This window comes from Arthrobacter sp. CC3, assembly GCF_039907775.1.
Taxonomy (GTDB): Bacteria; Actinomycetota; Actinomycetes; order Actinomycetales; family Micrococcaceae; genus Arthrobacter.
The window spans coordinates 21,048-41,054 of the sequence record NZ_JARCCY010000043.1 but is presented as its reverse complement, the minus strand read 5'-3'; the positions used below and the strand labels follow the sequence as shown (position 1 = coordinate 41,054).

At 66.2% G+C, this 20,007-nt stretch carries 19 protein-coding genes; 6 read left to right on the top strand and 13 right to left on the bottom strand.

Annotated features, from left to right (window positions below):
• Window positions 1-139 precede the first annotated feature (139 nt).
• Window positions 140-727, top strand: a complete 588-nt coding sequence (locus PV761_RS19985; RefSeq protein WP_028271266.1) for an AAA family ATPase — start codon at window positions 140-142, stop codon at window positions 725-727.
• A gap of 70 nt (window positions 728-797) precedes the next feature.
• Here PV761_RS19985 and PV761_RS19980 read toward each other — a convergent pair whose 3' ends face one another.
• Window positions 798-1,229, bottom strand: a complete 432-nt coding sequence (locus PV761_RS19980; protein WP_231511243.1) for a matrixin family metalloprotease — start codon at window positions 1,227-1,229, stop codon at window positions 798-800.
• Between the two features lie 787 nt (window positions 1,230-2,016).
• Between PV761_RS19980 and PV761_RS19975 the strand changes: the two genes are divergently transcribed.
• The 3 genes from PV761_RS19975 to PV761_RS19965 all read left to right on the top strand — a co-directional run bounded on the left by PV761_RS19975 (window position 2,017) and on the right by PV761_RS19965 (window position 4,209).
• On the top strand, window positions 2,017-2,628 hold the full coding sequence (locus tag PV761_RS19975) for an NADPH-dependent FMN reductase (protein WP_028271264.1): 612 nt from the start codon (window positions 2,017-2,019) through the stop codon (window positions 2,626-2,628).
• Window positions 2,629-2,772: 144 nt separating this feature from the next.
• Window positions 2,773-3,381, top strand: a complete 609-nt coding sequence (locus PV761_RS19970) for a DUF1992 domain-containing protein (protein ID WP_347899391.1) — start codon at window positions 2,773-2,775, stop codon at window positions 3,379-3,381.
• 75 nt (window positions 3,382-3,456) lie between these two features.
• A complete protein-coding gene (locus tag PV761_RS19965; RefSeq protein WP_347899390.1) occupies window positions 3,457-4,209 on the top strand; it encodes a hypothetical protein in 753 nt (250 codons plus the stop codon).
• Between the two features lie 10 nt (window positions 4,210-4,219).
• On the opposite strand, the gene PV761_RS19960 is transcribed toward PV761_RS19965, so the two are convergent.
• Window positions 4,220-4,534 (bottom strand): DUF6221 family protein, encoded by a 315-nt coding sequence (locus tag PV761_RS19960; RefSeq protein WP_347899389.1) that lies wholly within the window; start codon window positions 4,532-4,534, stop codon window positions 4,220-4,222.
• A 6-nt stretch (window positions 4,535-4,540) separates the two neighbouring features.
• Window positions 4,541-4,705 (bottom strand): hypothetical protein, encoded by a 165-nt coding sequence (locus PV761_RS19955; protein ID WP_197024942.1) that lies wholly within the window; start codon window positions 4,703-4,705, stop codon window positions 4,541-4,543.
• 174 nt (window positions 4,706-4,879) lie between these two features.
• Between PV761_RS19955 and PV761_RS19950 the strand changes: the two genes are divergently transcribed.
• Window positions 4,880-5,257 carry a hypothetical protein gene (locus PV761_RS19950; protein ID WP_347899388.1) on the top strand — a complete coding sequence of 126 codons (378 nt, stop codon included), beginning with the start codon at window positions 4,880-4,882 and terminating at the stop codon, window positions 5,255-5,257.
• Window positions 5,258-5,397: 140 nt separating this feature from the next.
• Here PV761_RS19950 and PV761_RS19945 read toward each other — a convergent pair whose 3' ends face one another.
• From PV761_RS19945 to PV761_RS19900, 10 genes are all read right to left on the bottom strand, one after another.
• Window positions 5,398-5,682 (bottom strand): DUF1540 domain-containing protein, encoded by a 285-nt coding sequence (locus tag PV761_RS19945; protein WP_055807503.1) that lies wholly within the window; start codon window positions 5,680-5,682, stop codon window positions 5,398-5,400.
• A 273-nt stretch (window positions 5,683-5,955) separates the two neighbouring features.
• Window positions 5,956-7,284, bottom strand: a complete 1,329-nt coding sequence (locus PV761_RS19940; RefSeq protein WP_347899387.1) for an ammonium transporter — start codon at window positions 7,282-7,284, stop codon at window positions 5,956-5,958.
• A 274-nt stretch (window positions 7,285-7,558) separates the two neighbouring features.
• Window positions 7,559-9,739, bottom strand: a complete 2,181-nt coding sequence (locus PV761_RS19935) for a transglycosylase domain-containing protein (RefSeq protein ID WP_347899386.1) — start codon at window positions 9,737-9,739, stop codon at window positions 7,559-7,561.
• A 91-nt stretch (window positions 9,740-9,830) separates the two neighbouring features.
• The gene (locus tag PV761_RS19930; protein ID WP_347899385.1) at window positions 9,831-11,315 is read right to left on the bottom strand and encodes an NAD-dependent succinate-semialdehyde dehydrogenase; all 1,485 of its coding nucleotides are present in this window, start codon (window positions 11,313-11,315) and stop codon (window positions 9,831-9,833) included.
• Between the two features lie 31 nt (window positions 11,316-11,346).
• On the bottom strand, window positions 11,347-12,180 hold the full coding sequence (locus tag PV761_RS19925) for an HpcH/HpaI aldolase/citrate lyase family protein (RefSeq protein WP_347899384.1): 834 nt from the start codon (window positions 12,178-12,180) through the stop codon (window positions 11,347-11,349).
• Window positions 12,165-12,950 carry a 2-oxo-hept-4-ene-1,7-dioate hydratase gene (gene hpaH, locus PV761_RS19920; RefSeq protein WP_028271254.1) on the bottom strand — a complete coding sequence of 262 codons (786 nt, stop codon included), beginning with the start codon at window positions 12,948-12,950 and terminating at the stop codon, window positions 12,165-12,167. The genes PV761_RS19925 and hpaH overlap by 16 nt, the downstream gene beginning before the upstream one ends.
• Before the next feature lie 2 nt (window positions 12,951-12,952).
• Entirely contained in the window at window positions 12,953-14,050 is a 1,098-nt protein-coding gene (gene hpaD, locus PV761_RS19915) for a 3,4-dihydroxyphenylacetate 2,3-dioxygenase (RefSeq protein ID WP_028271253.1), read from the bottom strand.
• A gap of 111 nt (window positions 14,051-14,161) precedes the next feature.
• Window positions 14,162-15,673 (bottom strand): 5-carboxymethyl-2-hydroxymuconate semialdehyde dehydrogenase, encoded by a 1,512-nt coding sequence (gene hpaE, locus PV761_RS19910; protein WP_347899383.1) that lies wholly within the window; start codon window positions 15,671-15,673, stop codon window positions 14,162-14,164.
• Window positions 15,674-15,695: 22 nt separating this feature from the next.
• Window positions 15,696-16,358 (bottom strand): GntR family transcriptional regulator, encoded by a 663-nt coding sequence (locus PV761_RS19905; protein ID WP_347899382.1) that lies wholly within the window; start codon window positions 16,356-16,358, stop codon window positions 15,696-15,698.
• Window positions 16,351-17,844: a fumarylacetoacetate hydrolase family protein gene (locus PV761_RS19900; RefSeq protein WP_347899381.1), complete on the bottom strand. Its 1,494-nt coding sequence runs from the start codon at window positions 17,842-17,844 to the stop codon at window positions 16,351-16,353. Before PV761_RS19900 ends, PV761_RS19905 begins: the two co-directional genes overlap by 8 nt.
• Window positions 17,845-18,042: 198 nt before the next feature.
• Between PV761_RS19900 and PV761_RS19895 the strand changes: the two genes are divergently transcribed.
• On the top strand, window positions 18,043-19,959 hold the full coding sequence (locus tag PV761_RS19895; protein WP_347899380.1) for an FAD-binding monooxygenase: 1,917 nt from the start codon (window positions 18,043-18,045) through the stop codon (window positions 19,957-19,959).
• Window positions 19,960-20,007 lie beyond the last annotated feature (48 nt).

Below are 20,007 nucleotides of genomic sequence, written 5' to 3'. Positions count from 1 at the left end.
ACTCCAACGGATCCTCATCCGACAGCTCCGCCGCTGCCCCTACTGCCAACACGCCCCGCCAACCTAACAAAGTACTACTAGGCACGGCGCGGTACCGGTTCTACGTTTCAAGTTCCACGGTTCGAGGAAGAACAGGCAGTTGACTACCACCATCCCCAAAGTGTTCTTTGTGATCGGCCCGGCCGGTTCCGGAAAGTCCAGCGTTAGCAGGCTCATCGCCCAGCGGTTCGGGGCTGCGTACATCGACAAGGACACCGCCACCATCCGGTTCACCGAGCTGCTGCTGCGGCTCAACGGCTCGGACCCCAACGAGCGGGACAACAACGAGTTCTACCAGAGCACCATCATGCCGCTGGAGTACGCGTCCATCCTGGACCTCACCCGGGACAACCTGATGGCCGGAAACTCCGTGGTGCTGGACGCGCCGTTCGGCAAGTTCTTCACGGACGACGACTACCTGTCCAAGATCCGCTGCCAGCACCAGTGGCCGGAGGCGGAACTGGTGGTTGTCCACGTGAAGCTGGCGGGCGAGGCACTCCGTCAGCGCCTGATTTCCAGGGGCTACCCGCGGGACGAGTGGAAACTCGCCAACTGGGAAACCTTCTGGGCCGGGGCGCAGGCCAATTCCTGCCAATGGAAGGAAGCCCGCCACGTGGACTTCGACAACAGCGCCGCGGCAGCGGACATTACGGACTTCGCGTCGGCGCTGACTGCAGGGGTGGCCTGAGGTCAGAGAACTTCAAGCGATGCTGAGGACGGCGGGATTTCTGCCGTCCTCAGCATCGCTTCTCGATGTGTTACAACTGCGGCACGCACTGGCCGGTGCCCAACACTGCTAGGCCCGCACGGTCGCCGTCGGCAAGGCCAGTCACATTGTTTCCCTCGCCATACATCAATTGGCTGGGGTCATCGACGTGGCTGAGGCCCAGAACGTGTCCGAGTTCGTGAGTGATGACGGCGCGTGCGTGGGCTGATCCCTCCGGCCATTGCATGATCTCCGAGAGAGTCGGGGCATCAAGGCGCACCTGTCCTGCGACCAGCACATAGGGCGAGCCCAAGGCATTGACCATGGTGCTGCCTCCCAGCCCCGCGACTTTTCCGGCGAGCCCAGGTGACTCCTCCGGAGTGGACCACGCGATGAGAACCGGAGCCCAGTGTTGGCCGTAACGGTCCGGCTGGTACGGTTTCCGCTCGTCGCTGGGACCCTCGCTCGTTGCTCCATCGTTCACAAACTGGAGACCGCTTGCGGCGGAAACCTCAGCAACGGCCTCCGCCAACAGCAAATCCGCGCCCGGCGGCGCGTTGTCTGGCCGGACAACATAGTGGACGGGGCGGCAGGGATCGTACGCGGCGAATGGCTGGTCTGCATCAGGCGACGGCTGGAGCAAGTATGAGCGCGATCCGGTCGTAGCGGGCGGCCGGCCCAGCGGGGAAGCTGCAGCCTCAAAGCCTGGCGGTGGCACCTTGGAGCCCGGAAGGTACGGCAGAACGGCTGGCAGAACGAACCTTTCCAGCAGCGATGGAGTGAAGTAAAGGCCGACGATGAGTGCGATCGCCAAGCCCGCCGTGGACTTTCTTCTCGCCCTTCGGGTCACGCGGGTCCATGCCGGGCGCCGAAAGAATCCCGGTTTCTTAGCCCGTTGAGGGGACGCGGAGCCCGCACGCCACGGGTCGTTGTCCGTTGCGCGGCCCAGTGCTTCGTCAATTGCCCATTGCGGTATTCTTCCGCTGGCTGAGCGACGGACGGCTGGCGGCAATCCGCTGGCGCTTTGGCGGTTGGCGGGCGGATTGCCCCGCTTAGTGGAAAACGAACGCAACAGTGTCCCCCTGACTGCACGAATTCCGTCGTCCCTGACGGATGATGCCAGCATACGGGCTGCGTCGGTGAATGCGGTCCCGCGCCCCTAGCCCCCGCACGCGTTCTGTGCTGGACTGGCTGACGGGCCGAGCCTGTGTCAGGCATGGCCCACCAGTCGGCCAGCCGGCTCAGGCCGGCCCAAAGAAGGGATCTGTCGCATGGCAACGTTCAAGATCGGCTACTTCGTAGGAAGCCTGGCCCGCGGCTCCATCAACCGCACACTCGCCAACGCCGTGATCAAACTGGCTCCGGAGGACCTCGAGTTCACCGAGATTCCCATCAAGGACCTCCCGCTCTACAGCTACGACTACGACGCCGATTTTCCCCCGGCCGGACGTGCGCTGAAGGAAGCGATCGAGGGCTCGGACGGCATCCTGTTCGTGTCCCCCGAATACAACCGCTCCATCCCCGGCGCCCTCAAGAACGCCATCGACTGGGGATCCCGCCCCTGGGGCACCAACTCGTTCGCCCGCAAACCGACCGGCATCCTCGGCGCCTCACCGGGCAGCATCGGCACCGCGGTCATGCAGTCCTCCATGCGCGCAGTCCTCAGCTTCCTCGACGCGCCCCAGCTCAACGCCCCCGAGGCCTACCTGAAGTTCAATCCCGCCGACTTCGCCGAGGACGGAACCGTCACCAACCAGGGCACCGCGGACTTCCTGCGCCATTACATGGAGGAATACGGCGCGTTCGTGGAACGGGTCCTCGCCGCCAACGCTCCCGGCCACATCGGCGACCCCAAACCGGACGAGGCCAAGCTCTCGCGTTAAGGAACAAAACGAAAGCGGTCGACGGCGGGAGGTCCCGCCGTCGACCGCTTTGGCATTGCTTCTTAGCCATGTTGTTGAAACTCCCGTCGGTCCTCTGAATACTGGAAGGCAGGTTATTCAGGATCGGCCAGGGGCGGTGTGGACATGACCAGCGAAGGAGCCGGCAGCGCGTTCAAGCGCCGCCTGGAACGAGCCGTCGAACTGCGCGCTGTCCGGGCAACCGGCATGACAACCGCGGAGGAAGCCGAGCTCGCCGCCGCTGAGGAAAAAGAGCGGGAAAAGCGCCGGAAAGTGGACGACGCCAAACGGGCCGAATACCTGATCCGGGACGCCATGGCCCAGGGGAAGTTCGACAACCTGAAGTACGCCGGCAAACCCATCCCGGGGCTGGGCGAGGCCTACGACCCCGAATGGTGGGTCAAGGGCCTGATCCAGCGCGAGAACCTCACCGGCATGGGGCCGAAAGCCATCCTCCTGCGGACCGAAGACTCCGAGCTGGACGCCCGGCTCGACGCCCAGTTTGCCGAGAAGCAGGTCCGCGACATCCTGGCGGACTTCAACAAGCGCGTGATCGATGCCCGCCGCCAGCTCCAGGGCGGACCACCCGTCATCACGAAGACCCGTGACATTGAGGCTGAAGTGGAGCGCTGGCGCGAACGCCGCGCTGAGCGCGCTGCAGCTGCGGCCGCGCAGCCGGCGGAGCCTGAACTGAAGCGATCCTGGTGGCGGCGGATCTGGAACGGGGGGTCGTGACAGGGCCACAATAGAGGGACTATCTCGCGGCCCCTTGAGGTTGGCATGCGCGCGTCGGCATCGTCCCACTTAGCATTGCCTGTCGTTCTCGTCTTCGCCTTCCTGCTGGCCGGCTGCGGCCAGCAACCCGGACCTCCCGGGCCGCCTACGGAATCGGCGAGTGACCTCCCGGCGTCCGCGCCAGCCAGCGCCCCGTCAGGCGCGACGCAAACCCCGGACAACACGAAAACGCCGGCTGCCGGCGGGACCTCCACTGAGCCCGCGGCCCCTGAGTCCGTAGCGTGGACCAGCTACACGACGGCGGACGGCCAGCTCACGTTCGACCTTCCCGCCACGTGGAGCGTCAGGGATCCCGCGGGGGAACTGGCGGAGGGCGGAGGCGCCTTCGCGGAGGTCACCAACACTGCATTAAAACCGTTGGCGACGCTGCGGACCAACATGGCAACAGGGTCCACCTGCGTGGACCGGTACCCGTACTCCGTGCTCGACTCCCAGGACCTGACGGCGCTGACCCTTAAAGGCGCCACGCCGCGGTTCGTCTATGAGACCAGGGGAAACGCCACCGCCCCGGGGCCGGCAGACACTCCGGCTGCGGCGTACGGGATCACGTCCGGTCCTCCGCCGGCCGGGGACTCGGCCTGCGCCATCTTCCAGTTCTTCACGTGGCCGCCGAACGCGGCCATGTTCGGGGCCTTCTACGATCCGGCGAACAATGACACTCCCGCGGACGAGTCCCTGCCCTACCTGGAGAAAGCCAAGATCTACCTGGAGACCTCGGAGTACCGCAGCATCAAGCGCATGATTACCTCCCTGCGGCCCGCGGGATAGCTGCGCGGGCCTAGAGCCAGTCCTCCTCGAAGTCCGGGTGATCGGCATAGGGCAGCGCCAGCGCCTTCAGCGATCGGGTGGTCCACTCGATGGCTTCGGGGATCCAGCGGGACTCCTCCTCGAAGGGGTCGCTGACCATGGTTGCAAGCGCCGTTTGCCGGGCAGATTCGACGGTCCGGATGACCCTCTTCTTCGCCTCGCACTCCAGCAGCAGGCGGTGTTCGTACCATCGCCCTGATTCGGAGACCGTGCGGTCACTGAGGATTTTCCGGGCCGCTGCCTCGTCTTCCCTGATGCGCTCGGACAGGAACTCGACAATGTCCACAACCACTCAGCTTTCGGCGGCTGCCCCGTCTGCAAGGTCGGCGACTGTGATGTCGGCTCCTTCGGCGGGGTCCTGCGAATGCGCCCGGATGTCCCGCGGATCCGCGTTCACGTCGCCTTCGGCCGGAGCCTCGCTGTGGACACGCTCCGACGTCTTTGGATTCTCGCTCATGTCCGCTCCTTTTGCTGCGGTTGCTGTGGTTTCTGCGGTGACGTGGGACCCCCACTACTGATCATCTAGCGCCCGGAGCCGCAGCGCTGTCAAGAACCATTCCGGCCCTGCCGGGCTGACGGAGTGGGGGACAATGGGTCCATCGGATGACGGCCCAGGCGAAGGAGCAGGACGGTGTCAGAGACAAACGGACCACGGCGCGCGGCGCAGCAGATGCAGGAGGCGGCCCGCTATCTGGCCCGTGCCACCCGGAACCTGGACGCGCCATCGGACAGCCACGAAATCCTCCGCAGCCTCACCGAAACGCAGGGGTCCATCGCGCAGGCCATCCGGGAACTGGCCGCATGGCACCGGGCGGCGGCCGCGGGAACGCATTACGCCCGCCCGCACAACGAAAGCGCCCGCGGCGTGATGATCGCCGTGTCCGAACTGGACCTTGCGGCGCAGGAAGCCGATGCCCTGCAGGAGACGCTTAACCGGGCGCACGGCGGCAGCAGCGTAGTGAACTGGCTGGAAGAGCCCGAACCGGAACCGCCGTCCAGCGATGACTGACGGCGGCTGACACCCGGCGTCCGCCGCGGCTGACTGCAGGCAGCCACTAACGCAAGAGGACGACGGCGGGAAGTCCCGCCGTCGTCCTCTGCTTTCAGTTGCTGGTGTCTGGTCCCGATGCAGGGGGAGTCCCCGCCCCGCTACGCGTGCGAGTACGTCAGGCAGTCCGCATTGTCTGCGCCCGGACCCACATGAACCTCCGGGGCCTTGCACATCAGGTGGTCGTTGTGGACGCATTCGGAGCGCTGGCAGGCTCCGACGTCGGCCAGGACCTTGGGCAGTCCGCCGTGCATGCCGGTGTCGATGAAGGTAGCGCAGGATGCATGGTCCTGGGTCCCGCCGACGGTGATGGCGGCGGCGTTGCAATTCGAGTGGTCGTTGAAGGAACAGTTGGAAACACTGCAGTCTGCGACGTGCGTTGTCATAGGAAGATCCTCCGTGGTTCGGCTGCCCGGGCGGGCTGCTCCCTGTGACCCACGGTAAGCCTGTCCGGCCGGATCAAAAAGACCCAAACGTGTGACCTAATTGCCGGGTTCCTGCGACTGGTTAGGGCATTACGGCCTATGGTCCGGCAACGCGCCGCTTCTTATGATGGACGTAGGGCCGACGGCACGACTCCCGGCACGTCCGGGGGGCCTTCCCAAAGACCGCCGCCGGCCCCTCACCTCCCACAGGCTCACCTGCCAACAGCAAGGCGGCTACACCAGGCTGTCTTGCTTTTCCTGTGCCTGGGCAGTTGCCGGAGCGTTGGTTGTTGCCGGAGCGGGCAGTGCGTGATGGAAAGGGTTGAACCGGCTGCGCGACAGTTCGCCGAATGCGTAGGCCGTCTCGGCATGCTCGGAGAGGTCCACGCCCGCGTTTTCGGCTTCCTCGCTGACCCGGAAACCGATGGCCCTGTGGATGGCACGGCCGATGACCAACGTGCCCAGGCCGGACAAGGCGATGGTGACGAGGACGGCGACGAGCTGGGCCACGAGCTGCTGTGCGCCGCCGCCGTACAGGAGGCCGCCGCCCACACCGTCCACCGGCAGGGCGATGAAGCCAAGAGAGAGCGTGCCGATGACGCCGGCTCCGAAGTGGACACCCACGACGTCCAGCGAATCGTCAAAGCCGAACCGGTATTTCTGGTCGACGAAGACCGCGCAGGCCGCGCCGGCCACGAGGCCCAGGCCCAGGGCTGCGAGGGGGCTGATGTTGGCGCAGGAGGGGGTGATGGCCACCAGGCCGGCAACTACACCTGAAGCGGCGCCGAGGGAGGTGGGGTGCCCGTGGCGGATCTTTTCGGTGACCAGCCAGCTCAGCATGGCCGCGGCCGGTGCCACCAGGGTGTTGACCCAGATGAGGCCGGCCTGCTCGGCAGTGGTGGCGGCACCGCCGTTGAAGCCGAACCAGCCGAACCAGAGGATGGCGGCACCGAGCATGATGAACGGGATGTTGTGCGGCCGGTGGTTGGGGTCCTTGGCGAATCCCTGGCGCTTTCCCACGATCAATGCGAGGACGAAGGCTGCGGTTCCGGAGCTGACCTCGACGACGGCGCCGCCGGCAAAGTCGATCACCTGGCCGAAGATGGCGGTGATGGCGCCGCCGGCGCTCATGAGGCCGCCGCCCCAGATCATGTAGGCCAGCGGGCAGTAAACCAGGGTGATCCAGATGGGGACGAAGAGCGCCCAGGCGCTGAACTTGGCGCGGTCCGCGATGGCGCCGCTGATGAGGGCCACGGTGATGATGGCGAAGGTGGCGCTGAAGGCCGCCTTCATGAGGTCCGGCGAGCCCATCAGGTTCTGCAGGCCAAAGTTGGCGAAGGGGTTGCCGAACAGGCCGAGGATGCCGTCGCCGGTGGTCATGGAGTAGCCCCACAGGACCCACACGACGCCGACGATGCCGGCCGAGATAAAGCTCATCATGATCATGTTGAGCGCCGCCTTGGCACGGGTCATGCCGCCGTAGAACAGGCCGAGGCCGGGGGTCATGAACAGCACCATGGCCGACGACAGCATCAGCCAGACGTTTTCCGCAGTGATTTGCACCTGCGTGTCCCTTCTCATCAAGTCTTCCGTACGGGACCTCGAGTGATTCCGGGCCACGCCCCCGCTCAATGTTTCCCGCTTTGTGTTTCCGATAATGGGGCGCTAGGTTGCGGGTAAGTTACAGGAACGGGGCCAGCGTGAAGATCACGTGACCGTCTTGTTTCGGGCATGTTAACTGGAGCGCTTCGACGGCGTGACGGGAGGGCGACTGCAGGTTGCGTTTCGGCAAGATGACGGGCGGCTCACCGCAGGCGGCTGGCCCGCCGGCTGCGGGCTAGCGGGAGGGTGCCGGCGTCGGTCCCTGCGGGATGTACATGGACGGCGGCGGCGGAGGGAAGAGCTCTGCCGGGTACAGCCCGGCAACTTCCATCATGTAGTTGGCCCACTGCGGCCCGGCCAGCATGTAGCCGTCAATGGCCTTGTAGAAGTTGCCGTTGATGGTGATGTTCTGGCCGGCCCTCTTTTGGCCCTGCAGGGTGTCGCCGAAGAACGACGCCGTGGCCAGGCCCGAGGTGTAGCCCACCACCCAGGTGGCGCCGTTGTTGTTGGACGTTCCCGTCTTCGCCGCTACCGGAACCCGGCTCTGGACCTTCGGGTTGATGTAGACCCCGGATCCCATCTTCAGGACGTCCTGCAGCACGGCGTTGACCCCGCGGGCCACCTCGGGCTTGACGGCGGCGCGGCACTGCGTGGCCTCGGCCGGATAATGCCGCCCTGCGGTGTCGCTGACGTCCGCGACGCCGATGGGAGTGCAGTACCGGCCGTCATTGGAGAACGTGGCAAAGGCGTTCGCCAGGTGCAGGGGAGCCACCCCGATGGCGCCCAGCAGATTGCCCAGCTGATGCATGTTCACCTGGGCTCCGTCCAGGCCGCTGTGGATCCCCACCGCATCCACCATCTTCTGGATTCCGCAGAAATCCAGCTGCGTGGCGGCGGCGAAGGTTGCCGTGTTGATGGAGTTGTACAGGCCGTAGTTGATGGGCATGGGCCGGTAGTATCCGAGGTCGTTGTTTTGAAGGTCGTCTTCAGCCCCCAGCCCGGCGTTCTTTTCAGCCGTGCTGTAGGCGCCGAGCACCTTGCCGCAGCTGGACCGCCACGGAAAGTTCAGCGGGTAGGTCCGCCGGGACGCATCGATCATCGCGTTCAGGGGTTTTCCCTCATTCAGCCACTCCGCGAACGTGAACGGCTTCATGGTGGATCCGGGCTGGAATCCGCCGGCTCCGTTCAGGTCATTGCCGTTGGCATCCATGGAATCGACGTTGAAGTTCAGCTGGGTGTCGAATTTCCCGTCCGCCGGAAGGAATACGGTGTTCTGGGCCATGGCCAGGATCCGGCCGGAGCCGGGCTGGATGGTCACCAAGGCTGCACCCCAGGTGTCCGGGTTGGCTCCCGCGGTGGCATCCACCTGGGCCTGGGCGGCGGCCTGCAGCCTGCTGTCCAGGGTGGTGACGATGGTCAGGCCGCCGCGGTACAGCAGCCTCTCCCGGTCTTTGAGTTCCACACCGTAGGCCGGGTTGTTGAGGATCAGATGGGACACGTAGTCGCAGAAGTACGGTGCGATGACGGCGGCGGCGCAGCCCTGCCTGCCCGGGGTGATTTTCAGGTCCACGCCGGTGGCCACGGCGGCGTCGTGTTCGGCCTGGGTGATTTTCCTCTGTTCCAGCATGTTGCCCAGGACCTGGTTGCGGCGCTGCAGCGAGTTCTCCGGGTGAACGGCGGGGTCATAGAAGCTGGGGCTGTTCACCAGCCCGGCCAGCAGCGCGGCCTGCGGCAGGGTGAGCTCCTTGGCGGACGTGCTGAAGAAGTGCCGTGCCGCGGCCTCGATGCCGTAGGCGTCACGGTTGAAGAACACGATGTTCAGGTAGCCCTCGAGGATCTGGTCCTTCGTGTATTTCTTTTCCAGCTCGATGGCAAGCTTCATCTCCCGAAGCTTGTCGCCAACGCTCTTCTGGCCGCTGAGGATCACCTGCTCGCTTTGGTCCGCGGAAAGGTACGACTCATTGATGACGTTGGTGACGTACTGCTGGGTCAGCGTGGACGCACCCTGCCGGCCGCCCTGGGTGAGGTTGTACGTCAGTGCACGCAGGATGCCTTGTGGGTCGATGCCGGCATGGTCGTAGAAGCGGCTGTCCTCGATCGCGATGATCGCGTCCTTGATGAACGGGGACATCTGGTCCAGGGCGACCCGCACCCGGTTTTCCGCGTAGAACGTGGCGATCGGCTGGCCGTCCGCCGTGACCATCTTGGTGGCCTGCGACGGAACGTTGACCGTGAGGTCGCCAGGCAGGCTGTTGAAGAATGTAATCGAACTGCTGACCGTCACCCCGGCGGCCGCCACGCTCGGAACCACCAGGCTGGCGGCCAGCACCCCGCAGATGGCGCTCACGGCAAAGAATCCGACGAGCCTTCCCAAGGCCGCGGCCAGACGTGAACCCAATCGCTTCTTCGGCGCCATTTTGTCCAGCTATCACGCGAGAGACGTGTGTCCAGACTACGCCGGGCGGCCGCCCGCCAGCCAGAGTCCGGCGGGCGGTCCGTCAGTTCGCCTAGGGGTCGGCGATGCCGATGTACTGGGTGGTGGTGTACTCGGCGATGCCCTCGGAGCCGCCTTCGCGGCCGAGCCCGGAGTGTTTGACGCCGCCGAACGGGGCGGCGGCGTTGGAGATGACACCTGCGTTGAAGCCCACCATGCCGAATTCGATCTGTTCGGCCACGCGCAGGAGCTTGTTGAAGTCGCGGCTGTAGAGGTAGGAGGCCAGGCCGTATTCGCTGTTGTTGGCGAGCCGGATGGCGTCCTCCTCGGTGCTGAAGGTGGTGACCGGGGCGACTGGGCCGAAGATTTCCTGGCGCAGGATTTCGGCGTCGTTCGCCACGTTCCCCAGGACGGTGGGCTGGTAGAAGTACCCGGGTCCCTCTGCCGGGGAACCGCCGGTGACGGCAACTGCTCCGGCGTCGACGGCGGCGCTCACCAGGGCGTGCACGTCGTCGCGGGCGCCGGCGTCGATGAGCGGACCCACCTGGGTGGCCGGTTCGGTGCCGCGGCCGGTGGTGAGTGCGCCCATGGCGGCGGCGAACCTTTCCGTGAACTCGGCTGCGACGGATTCGTGGACGAGGAACCGGTTCGCCGCGGTGCAGGCTTCGCCCATGTTCCGCATCTTCGCGGCCATGGCACCTTCGACGGCCTTGTCCAGGTCGGCGTCCCCGAACACGATGAACGGGGCGTTCCCGCCCAGTTCCATGGAGGTCCGCAGCACGTTCTGCGCGGCGTCGGCCATCAGGCGCTTGCCCACCGGCGTTGAGCCGGTGAAGGAGACCTTGCGCAGCCGCGGGTCGGCCAGCAGCGGTCCGGAGATCCCGGCGGCGCTGGAGGAGGCCACCACGTTCAGGACTCCGGCGGGCAGGCCGGCGTCGAGCATGGCCTGCGCGAAGTACTGGGCGGTCAGCGGGGTGAGTTTGGCCGGCTTGAGGACCATGGTGCAGCCGGCGGCGACGGCCGGGGCCACCTTGCGGGTGGCCATGGCGAGCGGGAAGTTCCACGGCGTGATCAGCAGGCATGGACCCACCGGCTTCTTCTGGACCAGGATCTTGTTCTTGCCCTCGGGGGTGGTGAGGTAGCGGCCGTAATCCCGGACCGTCTCTTCGGAGAACCAGCGCAGGAACTCGGCCCCGTAGGTGACTTCGCCGCGGGCTTCGGCCAGGGGCTTGCCCATTTCCAGGGTCATCAGCAGGGCAAAGTCCTCGGCGCGTTCGGTCACCAGGTCGAAAGCGCGGCGCAGGATCTCGGCGCGTTCCCGCGGTGCCGTGCGCGCCCAGGAAGCCTGCACCTTGTCGGCGGCGTCGAGCGCGGCCAGCGCGTCGGCGCTGGTGGCGGACGCCAGGGTGGCGAGTACCTCCCCGGTGGCGGGATCGTGCACGTCAAACGTGCCGCCGTCGGACGCATCCGTCCACTGGCCGCCGATCAGCAGCCCGGTGGGGACGGAAGCGAGGAGTGCGGCTTCCCGCTCGGGCGAGATGGCAGGGGAAATGGTCATGGGGCTCCTCAGGAAAGTGTGTGGGAAAGGGTCAGTAGCTGGCGGGGGTTCCGCCGGGCTCAGGCGCCGGAACACTGGGGACGAATTCGGCGGCGAGTGCCTCGGAGCCGCGGGCCAGGAGCGCGACGTCGGCACCCACCAGCACAAACGACGCACCGGCTGCCAGGTAGCTGCGGGCGGTGTCCTTGTTGAACGCGTTGACGCCCGCGGGCTTCCCCGCCGCTGCGGCGGCCGCAAGGCAGCGTTCGACGGCGGCGCGCACATCCGGGTGTTCCTGCTGTCCCAGGACGCCCATGGAGGCGGCGAGGTCAGAGGGCCCCAGGAAGATCGCGTCTACACCGTCCACCGCCAGGATCTCCTCGACCGCTGCAACGGCAGCTTCGGACTCGATCTGGACGGTGACGCTGATGGTTTCGGATGCCCGGCCCAGATAGTCCGGGATGCGGTTCCACCGGGACGCCCTGGCCAGTGCCGAGCCCACGCCCCGGACGCCGTGCGGCGGGTACCGGGTGGCCGCCACCGCGGCTGCGGCCTCCGCCGCGGAGTTCACCATGGGCACCAGCAGGTTCTGGACGCCGAGGTCCAGGTACTGCTTGATCACCACAGTGTCGTTGACGGGAGGCCGGACCAGGACCTGGACCGGGTAACCGCGGACGGCCTGCAGCTGGGCCAGGATGGATTCCAGCCCGTTGGGGCTGTGCTCGGCGTCAATCAGCAGCCAGTCCAGCCCGGCCCCGGCGCACAGCTCTGCGATCAGCGGGCTGCCGGAACAGACCCACATTCCGGCGAGCGGACGCCCGGCATTGCCGGTTTGGTTGCGGAGTGCGTCCCGGAACGTGGCGTCAGGCTCTACTCGAAGCGGCATGTGACAACTCCCAGGGGTCCATAGTCGGCGTGCACGGTGTCGCCCTTATAGACCCAGAGCGGGCGGGTGAAGGAGCCGGCCAGGATGATGTCCCCGGCCTTCATCCCGTCGCCGTGCGCGGCAATCTTGTTGGCCAGCCAGTGCACCCCGTTGGCGGGGTGGTCCAGGACTCCGGCGGCCACGCCGGTCTCCTCCACGGTCTGGTTCTTGTAGAGGATGGCCGAGACCCAGCGGAGGTCGACGGCGTCGGGCTTGACCGGGCGGCCGCCCACCACCATGGCGCCCATCGCGGCGTTGTCCGCGATGGTGTCCACGATGGTCCGGCCCTCCATTTCGATCCTGGAGTCCAGGATCTCGAGGGCCGGAACCACGTAGTCGGTGGCGTTCAAGACGTCGAAGATGGTGCAGCCCGGGCCTTTGAGCGCGTCCTTCAGGACGAAGGCGAGCTCCACTTCCACCCGCGGATGCGTGTACCGGTCCCACTCCACCGAGCAGCCCGTTTCCAGGACCATGTCATCAAAGATGGCACCGTAGTCCGGTTCGGTGATGCCGGTGGCGGCCTGCATCGCCTTGGACGTGAGGCCGATCTTGCGGCCCACGAGCTTCCGGCCGGCGTCCTCGTTGCGGTTCCGCCACAGCTGCTGCACGGCGTAGGAATCCTCCACCGTCATCTCCGGGTAGCGGGAGGTCAGCCGGGGCACCGGCTTGCGGTTCCGGCCGGCCTCGAGCAGTTCGTCCGCGATGGCCTCGATCGTCTTGGCATCCAGCATGGCTACAGCTGCGCCCCGAGCTTGAAGCCAGTTTTCTGTTCGACGGCGTCGGCACCTTCTCCTTCTGTTTTGCGGGTGTAGGAGAATCCGTCGGCGCCCACGGTCACGGCCATCTCCGAGGCGTCGGTGCGCTGGATGACGGGCTGCGGGTTGCCGTCGAGGTCCAGGACCAGGGAGGCCTCGGTGTACCAGGACGGGACCACGGGGTTGCCCCACCAGTCGCGGCGCTGGTTGTCGTGCACGTCCCAGGTGATGGTGGGGTTGTCCGGGTCGCCGGTGTAGTAGTCCTGGGTGTAGATCTCGACGCGGTGGCCGTCCGGGTCCAGGATGTAGAGGTAGAACGCGTTGGACACGCCGTGCCGGCCGGGACCGCGTTCGATCCGGTCGCTGATGCGCAGGGCGCCCATCTTGTCGCAGATCTGGATGATGTTGTGCTTCTCGTGCGTGGCGAACGCGACGTGGTGCATGCGCGGGCCGTTGCCCCCGGTGAGGGCGGTGTCGTGGACGGTCTGCTTGCGGTGCATCCACACGGCGTAGGAGACGCCGTCGGAATCCTGGATGTCCTCGGAGACGCGGAAGCCGAGGTCCTCGAGGTACTTGCGGCCGCGGGGCACGTCCGGGGTGACCTGGTTGAAGTGGTCCAGCCGGACGAGTTCCCCGGCAGAGTAGAGGTCGTAGCGCTGGGTGAGGCGTTCCACGTGCTCCACCTCGTAGAAGAACTCATACGGGAAGCCCAGCGGGTCCTCCACGCGGACGGAGTCGCCGACGCCCTTGGTGAAGCCTTCCTTGCGGCGTTCCGTGCGGCAGCCCAGCTCCTTGTAGTAGGCCTCGGCGGCGTCCACTTCGGCGGGGGACTTCACCCGGTAGGCAAAAGCGGCGACGGCGGCGATGGGCCCCTTGCGCAGCACCAGGTTGTGGTGGATGAACTCCTCGAGGGAGCGCAGGTAGATGTTGTTTTCGTCTTCTTCGGTGACGTGCAGGCCCAGGAGGTCAACGTAGAACTCGCGGGACTTGGCGAGATCGGTGACCACGATTTCCATGTAGGCGCAGCGGACGATGTCCGGAGCGGGGACGGAGGGCTTCGGGATGACGTTGTTCATGGTGTTCTCTCTTCGTTGAAAGGGGTTTCTTTCCCAACTAGGTAGCAGTAAGTGTCGTTTTGGGGGCTCATAACGACAACAATTGCGACCCAGTTGGGCTGCTGGTGGTGACTAGGCGCCGAATTTAGGGGTGTGGACGGAACCGAGCGTGATGTGCACGGCTTGCTGGTCGGTGTAGAAGTCGATGGAGCGGTAGCCGCCCTCGTGGCCCAGGCCCGAGGCCTTGACGCCGCCGAACGGGGTGCGGAGGTCGCGGACGTTGTGGCTGTTCAGCCACACCATGCCGGCCTCCACGTTCTGGGAGAAGTTGTGCGCCCGGGTGAGGTTCTGGGTCCAGATGTAGGCCGCCAGGCCGTACTTGGTGTTGTTAGCCAGGGCGAGGGCCTCGTCGTCGTTCTCGAACGGGGTGATCGCCACCACCGGGCCGAAGATTTCCTCCTGGAAGATCCGCGCGTCAGGGGCGACGTCGGCGAACACCGTGGGGGCAATGTAGTTGCCTTCGGGCAGGCCCTCCGGCCGTCCGCCGCCGGCGAGCAGCCGGCCTTCGGACTTGCCGATCTCCACGTAGGAGGCCACCTTCGCGAAGTGCTCCGGGTGGACCAGGGCCCCCACCTGCGTCTTGGGGTCATGCGGATCGCCGACGACGATGTTCTTGGCGCGGGCGGCGTACTTCTCGCAGAACTCGTCGTAGATGGCGCGTTCCACCAGGATGCGCGAGCCGGCGGTGCAGCGCTCGCCGTTGAGGGAGAAGACCCCGAACAGGGCTGAATCGATCGCTGCATCCAGGTCGGCGTCGGCGAACACCACGCACGGGGACTTGCCGCCGAGCTCCATCGAGAGGCCCTTGAGGTTGGCGGCGGCGTTCCGGAAGATCGTCTGGCCGGTGGTGGTCTCGCCGGTGAAGGAGATCAGCGGGACGTCCGGGTGCTTGACCAGGGCGTCGCCGGCTTCCTCGCCGAGGCCGTTGACCAGGTTGAACACGCCGTCCGGCAGGCCTGCGTCCTTGAAGATCTGCGCCCAGAGCGAGGCGGAGAGCGGGGTGAATTCGGCGGGCTTGAGGACCACGGTGTTGCCGGTGGCCAGGGCCGGGGCGAGCTTCCAGGACTCCAGCATGAACGGGGTGTTCCACGGGGTGATGAGCCCGGCGACGCCGATCGGCTTGCGGTTCACGTAGTTGATCTGCGAGCCGGGGACCTTCATGGCGTCGTCGAACTGGGCCACGATCAGGTCCGCGAAGAAGCGGAAGTTCTCCGCCGCGCGCAGGGCCTGGCCCTTGGCCTGGGTGATCGGCAGGCCGGTGTCGAAGGTCTCGAGTTCGGCCAGGCGTTCCTCCTGGGCTTCGACGGCGTCCGCGATCTTGTTCAGGATGCGGGCACGTTCCCGCGGCTTCATCTTCGGCCAGGGCCCGTTCTTGAAGGCTTCGCGGGCCGCGGCAACGGCGAGGTCGATGTCCTCTTTCTGCCCGGCGGCGGCGGTGGCGTAGTTGGTGTTGGACACCGGGTCCAGGACATCGAAGGTCTTGCCGCCCACCGAATCAACAAATTCACCGTTGATGTAGTGCTGGATGTGGGTGGGCAGGTCCTGCGGAAGGTAGTGGGCGGTGGTTTCTGCGGCAGTCGTCATCATTGAGTCCTATCGGTGGTCATTACTGCTTGGTTTGTGCGAGGTAGGCGTCCAGGGTGGCGCTGCGGTGGAGCCGTGCTGCTTTTTCGATGGTGTCGGCGTCGGCACCGGTTTCAATGAGCTTCAGGAGGGCTTCGTGCTCGTCAACCGAGTCGTGGGCCCTGCCGGGTACGAACCGGAAGGTGGAGGAGCGGAGCGACGCAAGCCGGTTCCAGCCGCGGTGGACCAGGTCCAGGATGTGCGGGTTGGGGCAGTGCTCGAACAAAACGCTGTGGAAGTCCTGGTTCAGCCGGGTGAACCGGACGGGGTCGAAATGCTGCAGGCAGTCGCGCATTTCCTCGTTCACGGCCCGGGCCCGGGCCACGTCCGCCGCCCCGATCAGGGGAGCGGAGAGCGCGGTGGCCGCACCTTCGACGATGCTCAGGGTCTGCATCGTGTAGAGGAACTCGGTGGGGTCGATGCCGGATACTGTGGCGCCGACGTTCCGTTCGAACTTCACCAGCCCCTCGGCTTCGAGCCGGCGGATGGCTTCGCGGACCGGGACAACGCTGACGCCCAGGTCTTCGGCGATCTTGGCCAGCACCAGCCGGTAGCCGGGGGAGTAGGTGCCGTCCACGATCCGTGCCTTGACGGCGGCGTACGCCTGCTCGGATTTGCTGCCGGCGGCAACCACCGTCTCAGTCATTGGCTTTGCCTGCTTCCCATTGCTCATACTTGCCCCGCCACTCTGCATTCAGCGGGTAGAGGCCGTCCACGCTGTGGCCCTGCGCCACCATTTCGGCGATGAAGACCTCCTCGCGTTCCTGCGCGATGGAGTCGTCCGCGAGTTCTTCGGCGAGGGCCGGCGGGATGACCAGGATGCCGTCCGAGTCGGCCACGATGATGTCCCCGGGCTGCACGGTGGTGCCGCCGCAGGCGATGGTGATGTCCGTGTCCCACGGGATGTGCCGGCGGCCCAGGACCGCGGGGTGCGGGTTGGCGTAGTAGGTGGGCATGTCCATGGCGGCCACGGCGGCGAAGTCGCGGACACCGCCGTCGGTGATGATGGCTGCGGCGCCGCGGACCTGGGCGCGGAGGGCCAGGATGTCGCCGATGGTGCCAGTGCCCTTTTCGCCGCGGGCCTCCATCACCAGGATCTCGCCCTCGTTGACGGAGTCGATGGCTTTCTTCTGGGCGTTGAATCCGCCGCCGTGGGTCTTGAAGAGGTCTTCGCGGTTGGGCACGTAGCGCAGCGTCCGGGCCAGGCCCACGATCCGCTTCTCCGGCCGGGTGGAGCTGAGGCCGTCGATGCTGACGTTGTTCAGGCCGCGCTTGCGCAGCTGGGAGGACAGGGTGGCGGTGCAGACGCTTTCCAGCTTGGTCTTCAGCTCCGGGGAAAGGACGGCCCCGACGACGGCGCCCGCCACGGGTGCCAAACCGGCCGCTTCCCGCGAACCGTAGGCCTCCTCCCGCTGGAGATCATCGGTCTTGGGCCGGGCGCCGAAGTCCGCGAACGGCGTCGTGCCTTCCTCCACGGCGGTGACCAGTCGGCCGGTGGTGAGGGCGCCGTCTGGAGTGCTGACTTCAACCTCGACGACGTCGCCCGGCTTGGCGACGGACGCCCCGGCCGGGGTGCCGGTGAGGATGATGTCGCCCTCTTCGAGGGTGAGCAGCTGGGACAGGTCGGCCACGAGCCGCGCGAACGGGAAGAGCAGGTCTTCAGTGGTGTCGTCCTGGACCAGGTTGCCGTTGTGCCAGGTGCGGATGCGCAGTTGTGCGGGAGTAACGGCGTCAGCTGCAATCAGTCCCGGGCCCACCGGGGTGAAGCCGTCCCCGCCCTTGGACCGGAGGTTGGAGCCCTTGTCCGCGTAGCGGAGGTCATAGACGCCGAGGTCGTTGCTGGCGGTGATCCATTCGACGTGGCTCCAGGCGTCCTCCACGCTGACGCGGCGGGCCGGCTTGCCGATGATCAGGGCGATCTCGCCCTCGTAGCCGAGGAGTTCGCAGCCGGCCGGCCGTTCCACTGTTGAGGGTGCTTCCGCTGAGCCGGTTGCCAGCGAGGACGAGGGCTTCAGGAAGTAGGAGGGCTGCTCCGGAGTGCGGCCGCGCTGGGCTGCCCGGCTGGGGTAGTTGATGTGCACCGCGATGACTTTGCGGGCCGCGGCCAGGAGGTGGTCGGTGACCTGTTCCAAGAGTTACTCCTCATCGAGTACGAAATCGTATACGAAAACTATTGCCTACGACGGGCGTAACGTCAACCCCTTGTTTCCGGGTGTTTATCTGCGTACAGTTTTGAAATGAAGAGCATTTTTCTATTATCGAACTTCAAGTTCTAATATAGAACACAAATCCTGGCGATAGTCAGCCACACAACGAAGTGAGGAAAGCCCGTGCAGTTCCACCACCACGGTTACGTGTCCACCGACCCCAGGGTCCAGCCGGCCGCCGGAGTTGGCATCAACCGGCCCGCGGAACTTCCCGACGAGGTCGACGTCCTGATTGTCGGCACAGGTCCTGCCGGCATGCTCGCCGCCGCCCAGCTGTCCCAGTTCCCGGGCATCACCACACGCATCGTGGAGCGCCGCGCCGGGAGGCTTCCCATCGGCCAGGCGGACGGCATCCAGGCGAGGAGCGTGGAGACCTTCCAGGCCTTCGGTTTCGCCGAGCGGATCATCGCCGAGGCGTACCGGATCACCGAGATGGCGTTCTGGAAGCCGGACCCCGCGGACTATTCACGCATCATCCGCGGCGCCCGTGCCGTGGACGACGAGATGGGCATCAGTGAATTCCCGCACCTCATCGTCAACCAGGCGCGGGTGCTGGACTACTTCGCGGAGTTCATGGCCAATTCACCCACGCGCATGTCTCCCGACTACGGCTTTGAATTCCGCGGACTGGAGGTCGCCGAGGAAGGCGAATACCCCGTCACCGTGACGCTGGTCCACACCGCCGGCCCCGATGAAGGCAAGGAACGCATTGTCCGGGCCAAGTACGTGATCGGCGCCGACGGTGCGCGCAGCAAGGTCCGCGACGCGATCGGCTGCACCCTCGCCGGCGATGCGGCCAACCACGCCTGGGGCGTGATGGACGTCCTCGCCGTCACCGACTTCCCCGATATCCGCACGAAGTGCGCCATCCAGTCCGGCTCCGGCGGCAGCATCCTGCACATTCCCCGCGAGGGCGGCTACCTGTTCCGCATGTACGTTGACCTGGGCGAAGTGGACCCGAGCGACAAAGGTGCCGTCCGCAACACCTCCATCGAGGAGATCATCCGCAAGGCAAACGAGATCCTCCACCCCTACACCCTCGATGTCCGCGACGTCGCCTGGCACAGCGTCTACGAGGTGGGCCACCGCCTTACCGACCGGTTCGACGACGTCCTTCCGGAGCAGCGCGGCACCCGGACGCCCCGCGTGTTCATCACCGGCGACGCCTGCCACACGCACAGCGCCAAGGCCGGCCAGGGCATGAACGTTTCCATGCAGGACGGTTTCAACCTGGCCTGGAAGCTCGGCCACGTCCTCGAAGGCCGCAGCCCGGAGAGCCTGCTGACCACCTACTCGGACGAACGCCAGGTCATCGCCAAGAACCTCATCGACTTCGACAAGGAGTGGTCGACGATGATGGCCAAGAAGCCCGAGGAATTCGACAGCCCCTCCGAGCTCGAGGACTTCTACGTGAGCACGGCAGAGTTCCCCGCCGGCTTCATGACCCAGTACGCCCCCTCCATGCTCACCGCCGAAGCCGAACACCAGGCCCTGGCCGCAGGCTTCCCCGTGGGCAAGCGCTTCAAGTCGGCCCCCGTGGTGCGCGTGGGCGACACCAACCCGCTGCACCTGGGCCACCATGCCACGGCGGACGGGCGGTGGCGCATCTACGTCTTCGCTGACGCCGCCCTCCCGGGCGCCGAAAAGCAGGGTGCCGCGTCAGCCGTGGCCGACTTCGCCGAGTGGATCGCGAACTCGCCGGACTCGCCGCTGGCGGCAACGCCGTCGGGCGCTGATCCCGACGCCTGGTTCGACGTGAAGGTGATCTACCAGCAGCCCCATGCGGACATCGACATCAACGCGGTTCCGGCGGTGTTCAAGCCGCAGGTGGGGCCGTTCCAGCTCACGGACTACGAGAAGGTCTACGCCACCGACCCCAAAGCGGACATCTTCGAGCTGCGCGGGCTGGACCGCGGCGGCGTCGTGGTGGTGGTGCGGCCGGACCAGTACGTGGCCGATGTCCTTCCCTTGACCGCGACGGCTGAACTTGGTGCATTCTTCGCGCCCCTCCTGGCCTCCGGCAAGCGCGCGGGGGTCTGACGGCAACGGCCCGGCCGGTGCTGGCCGACGTGCTCAAGGAGTTCACGA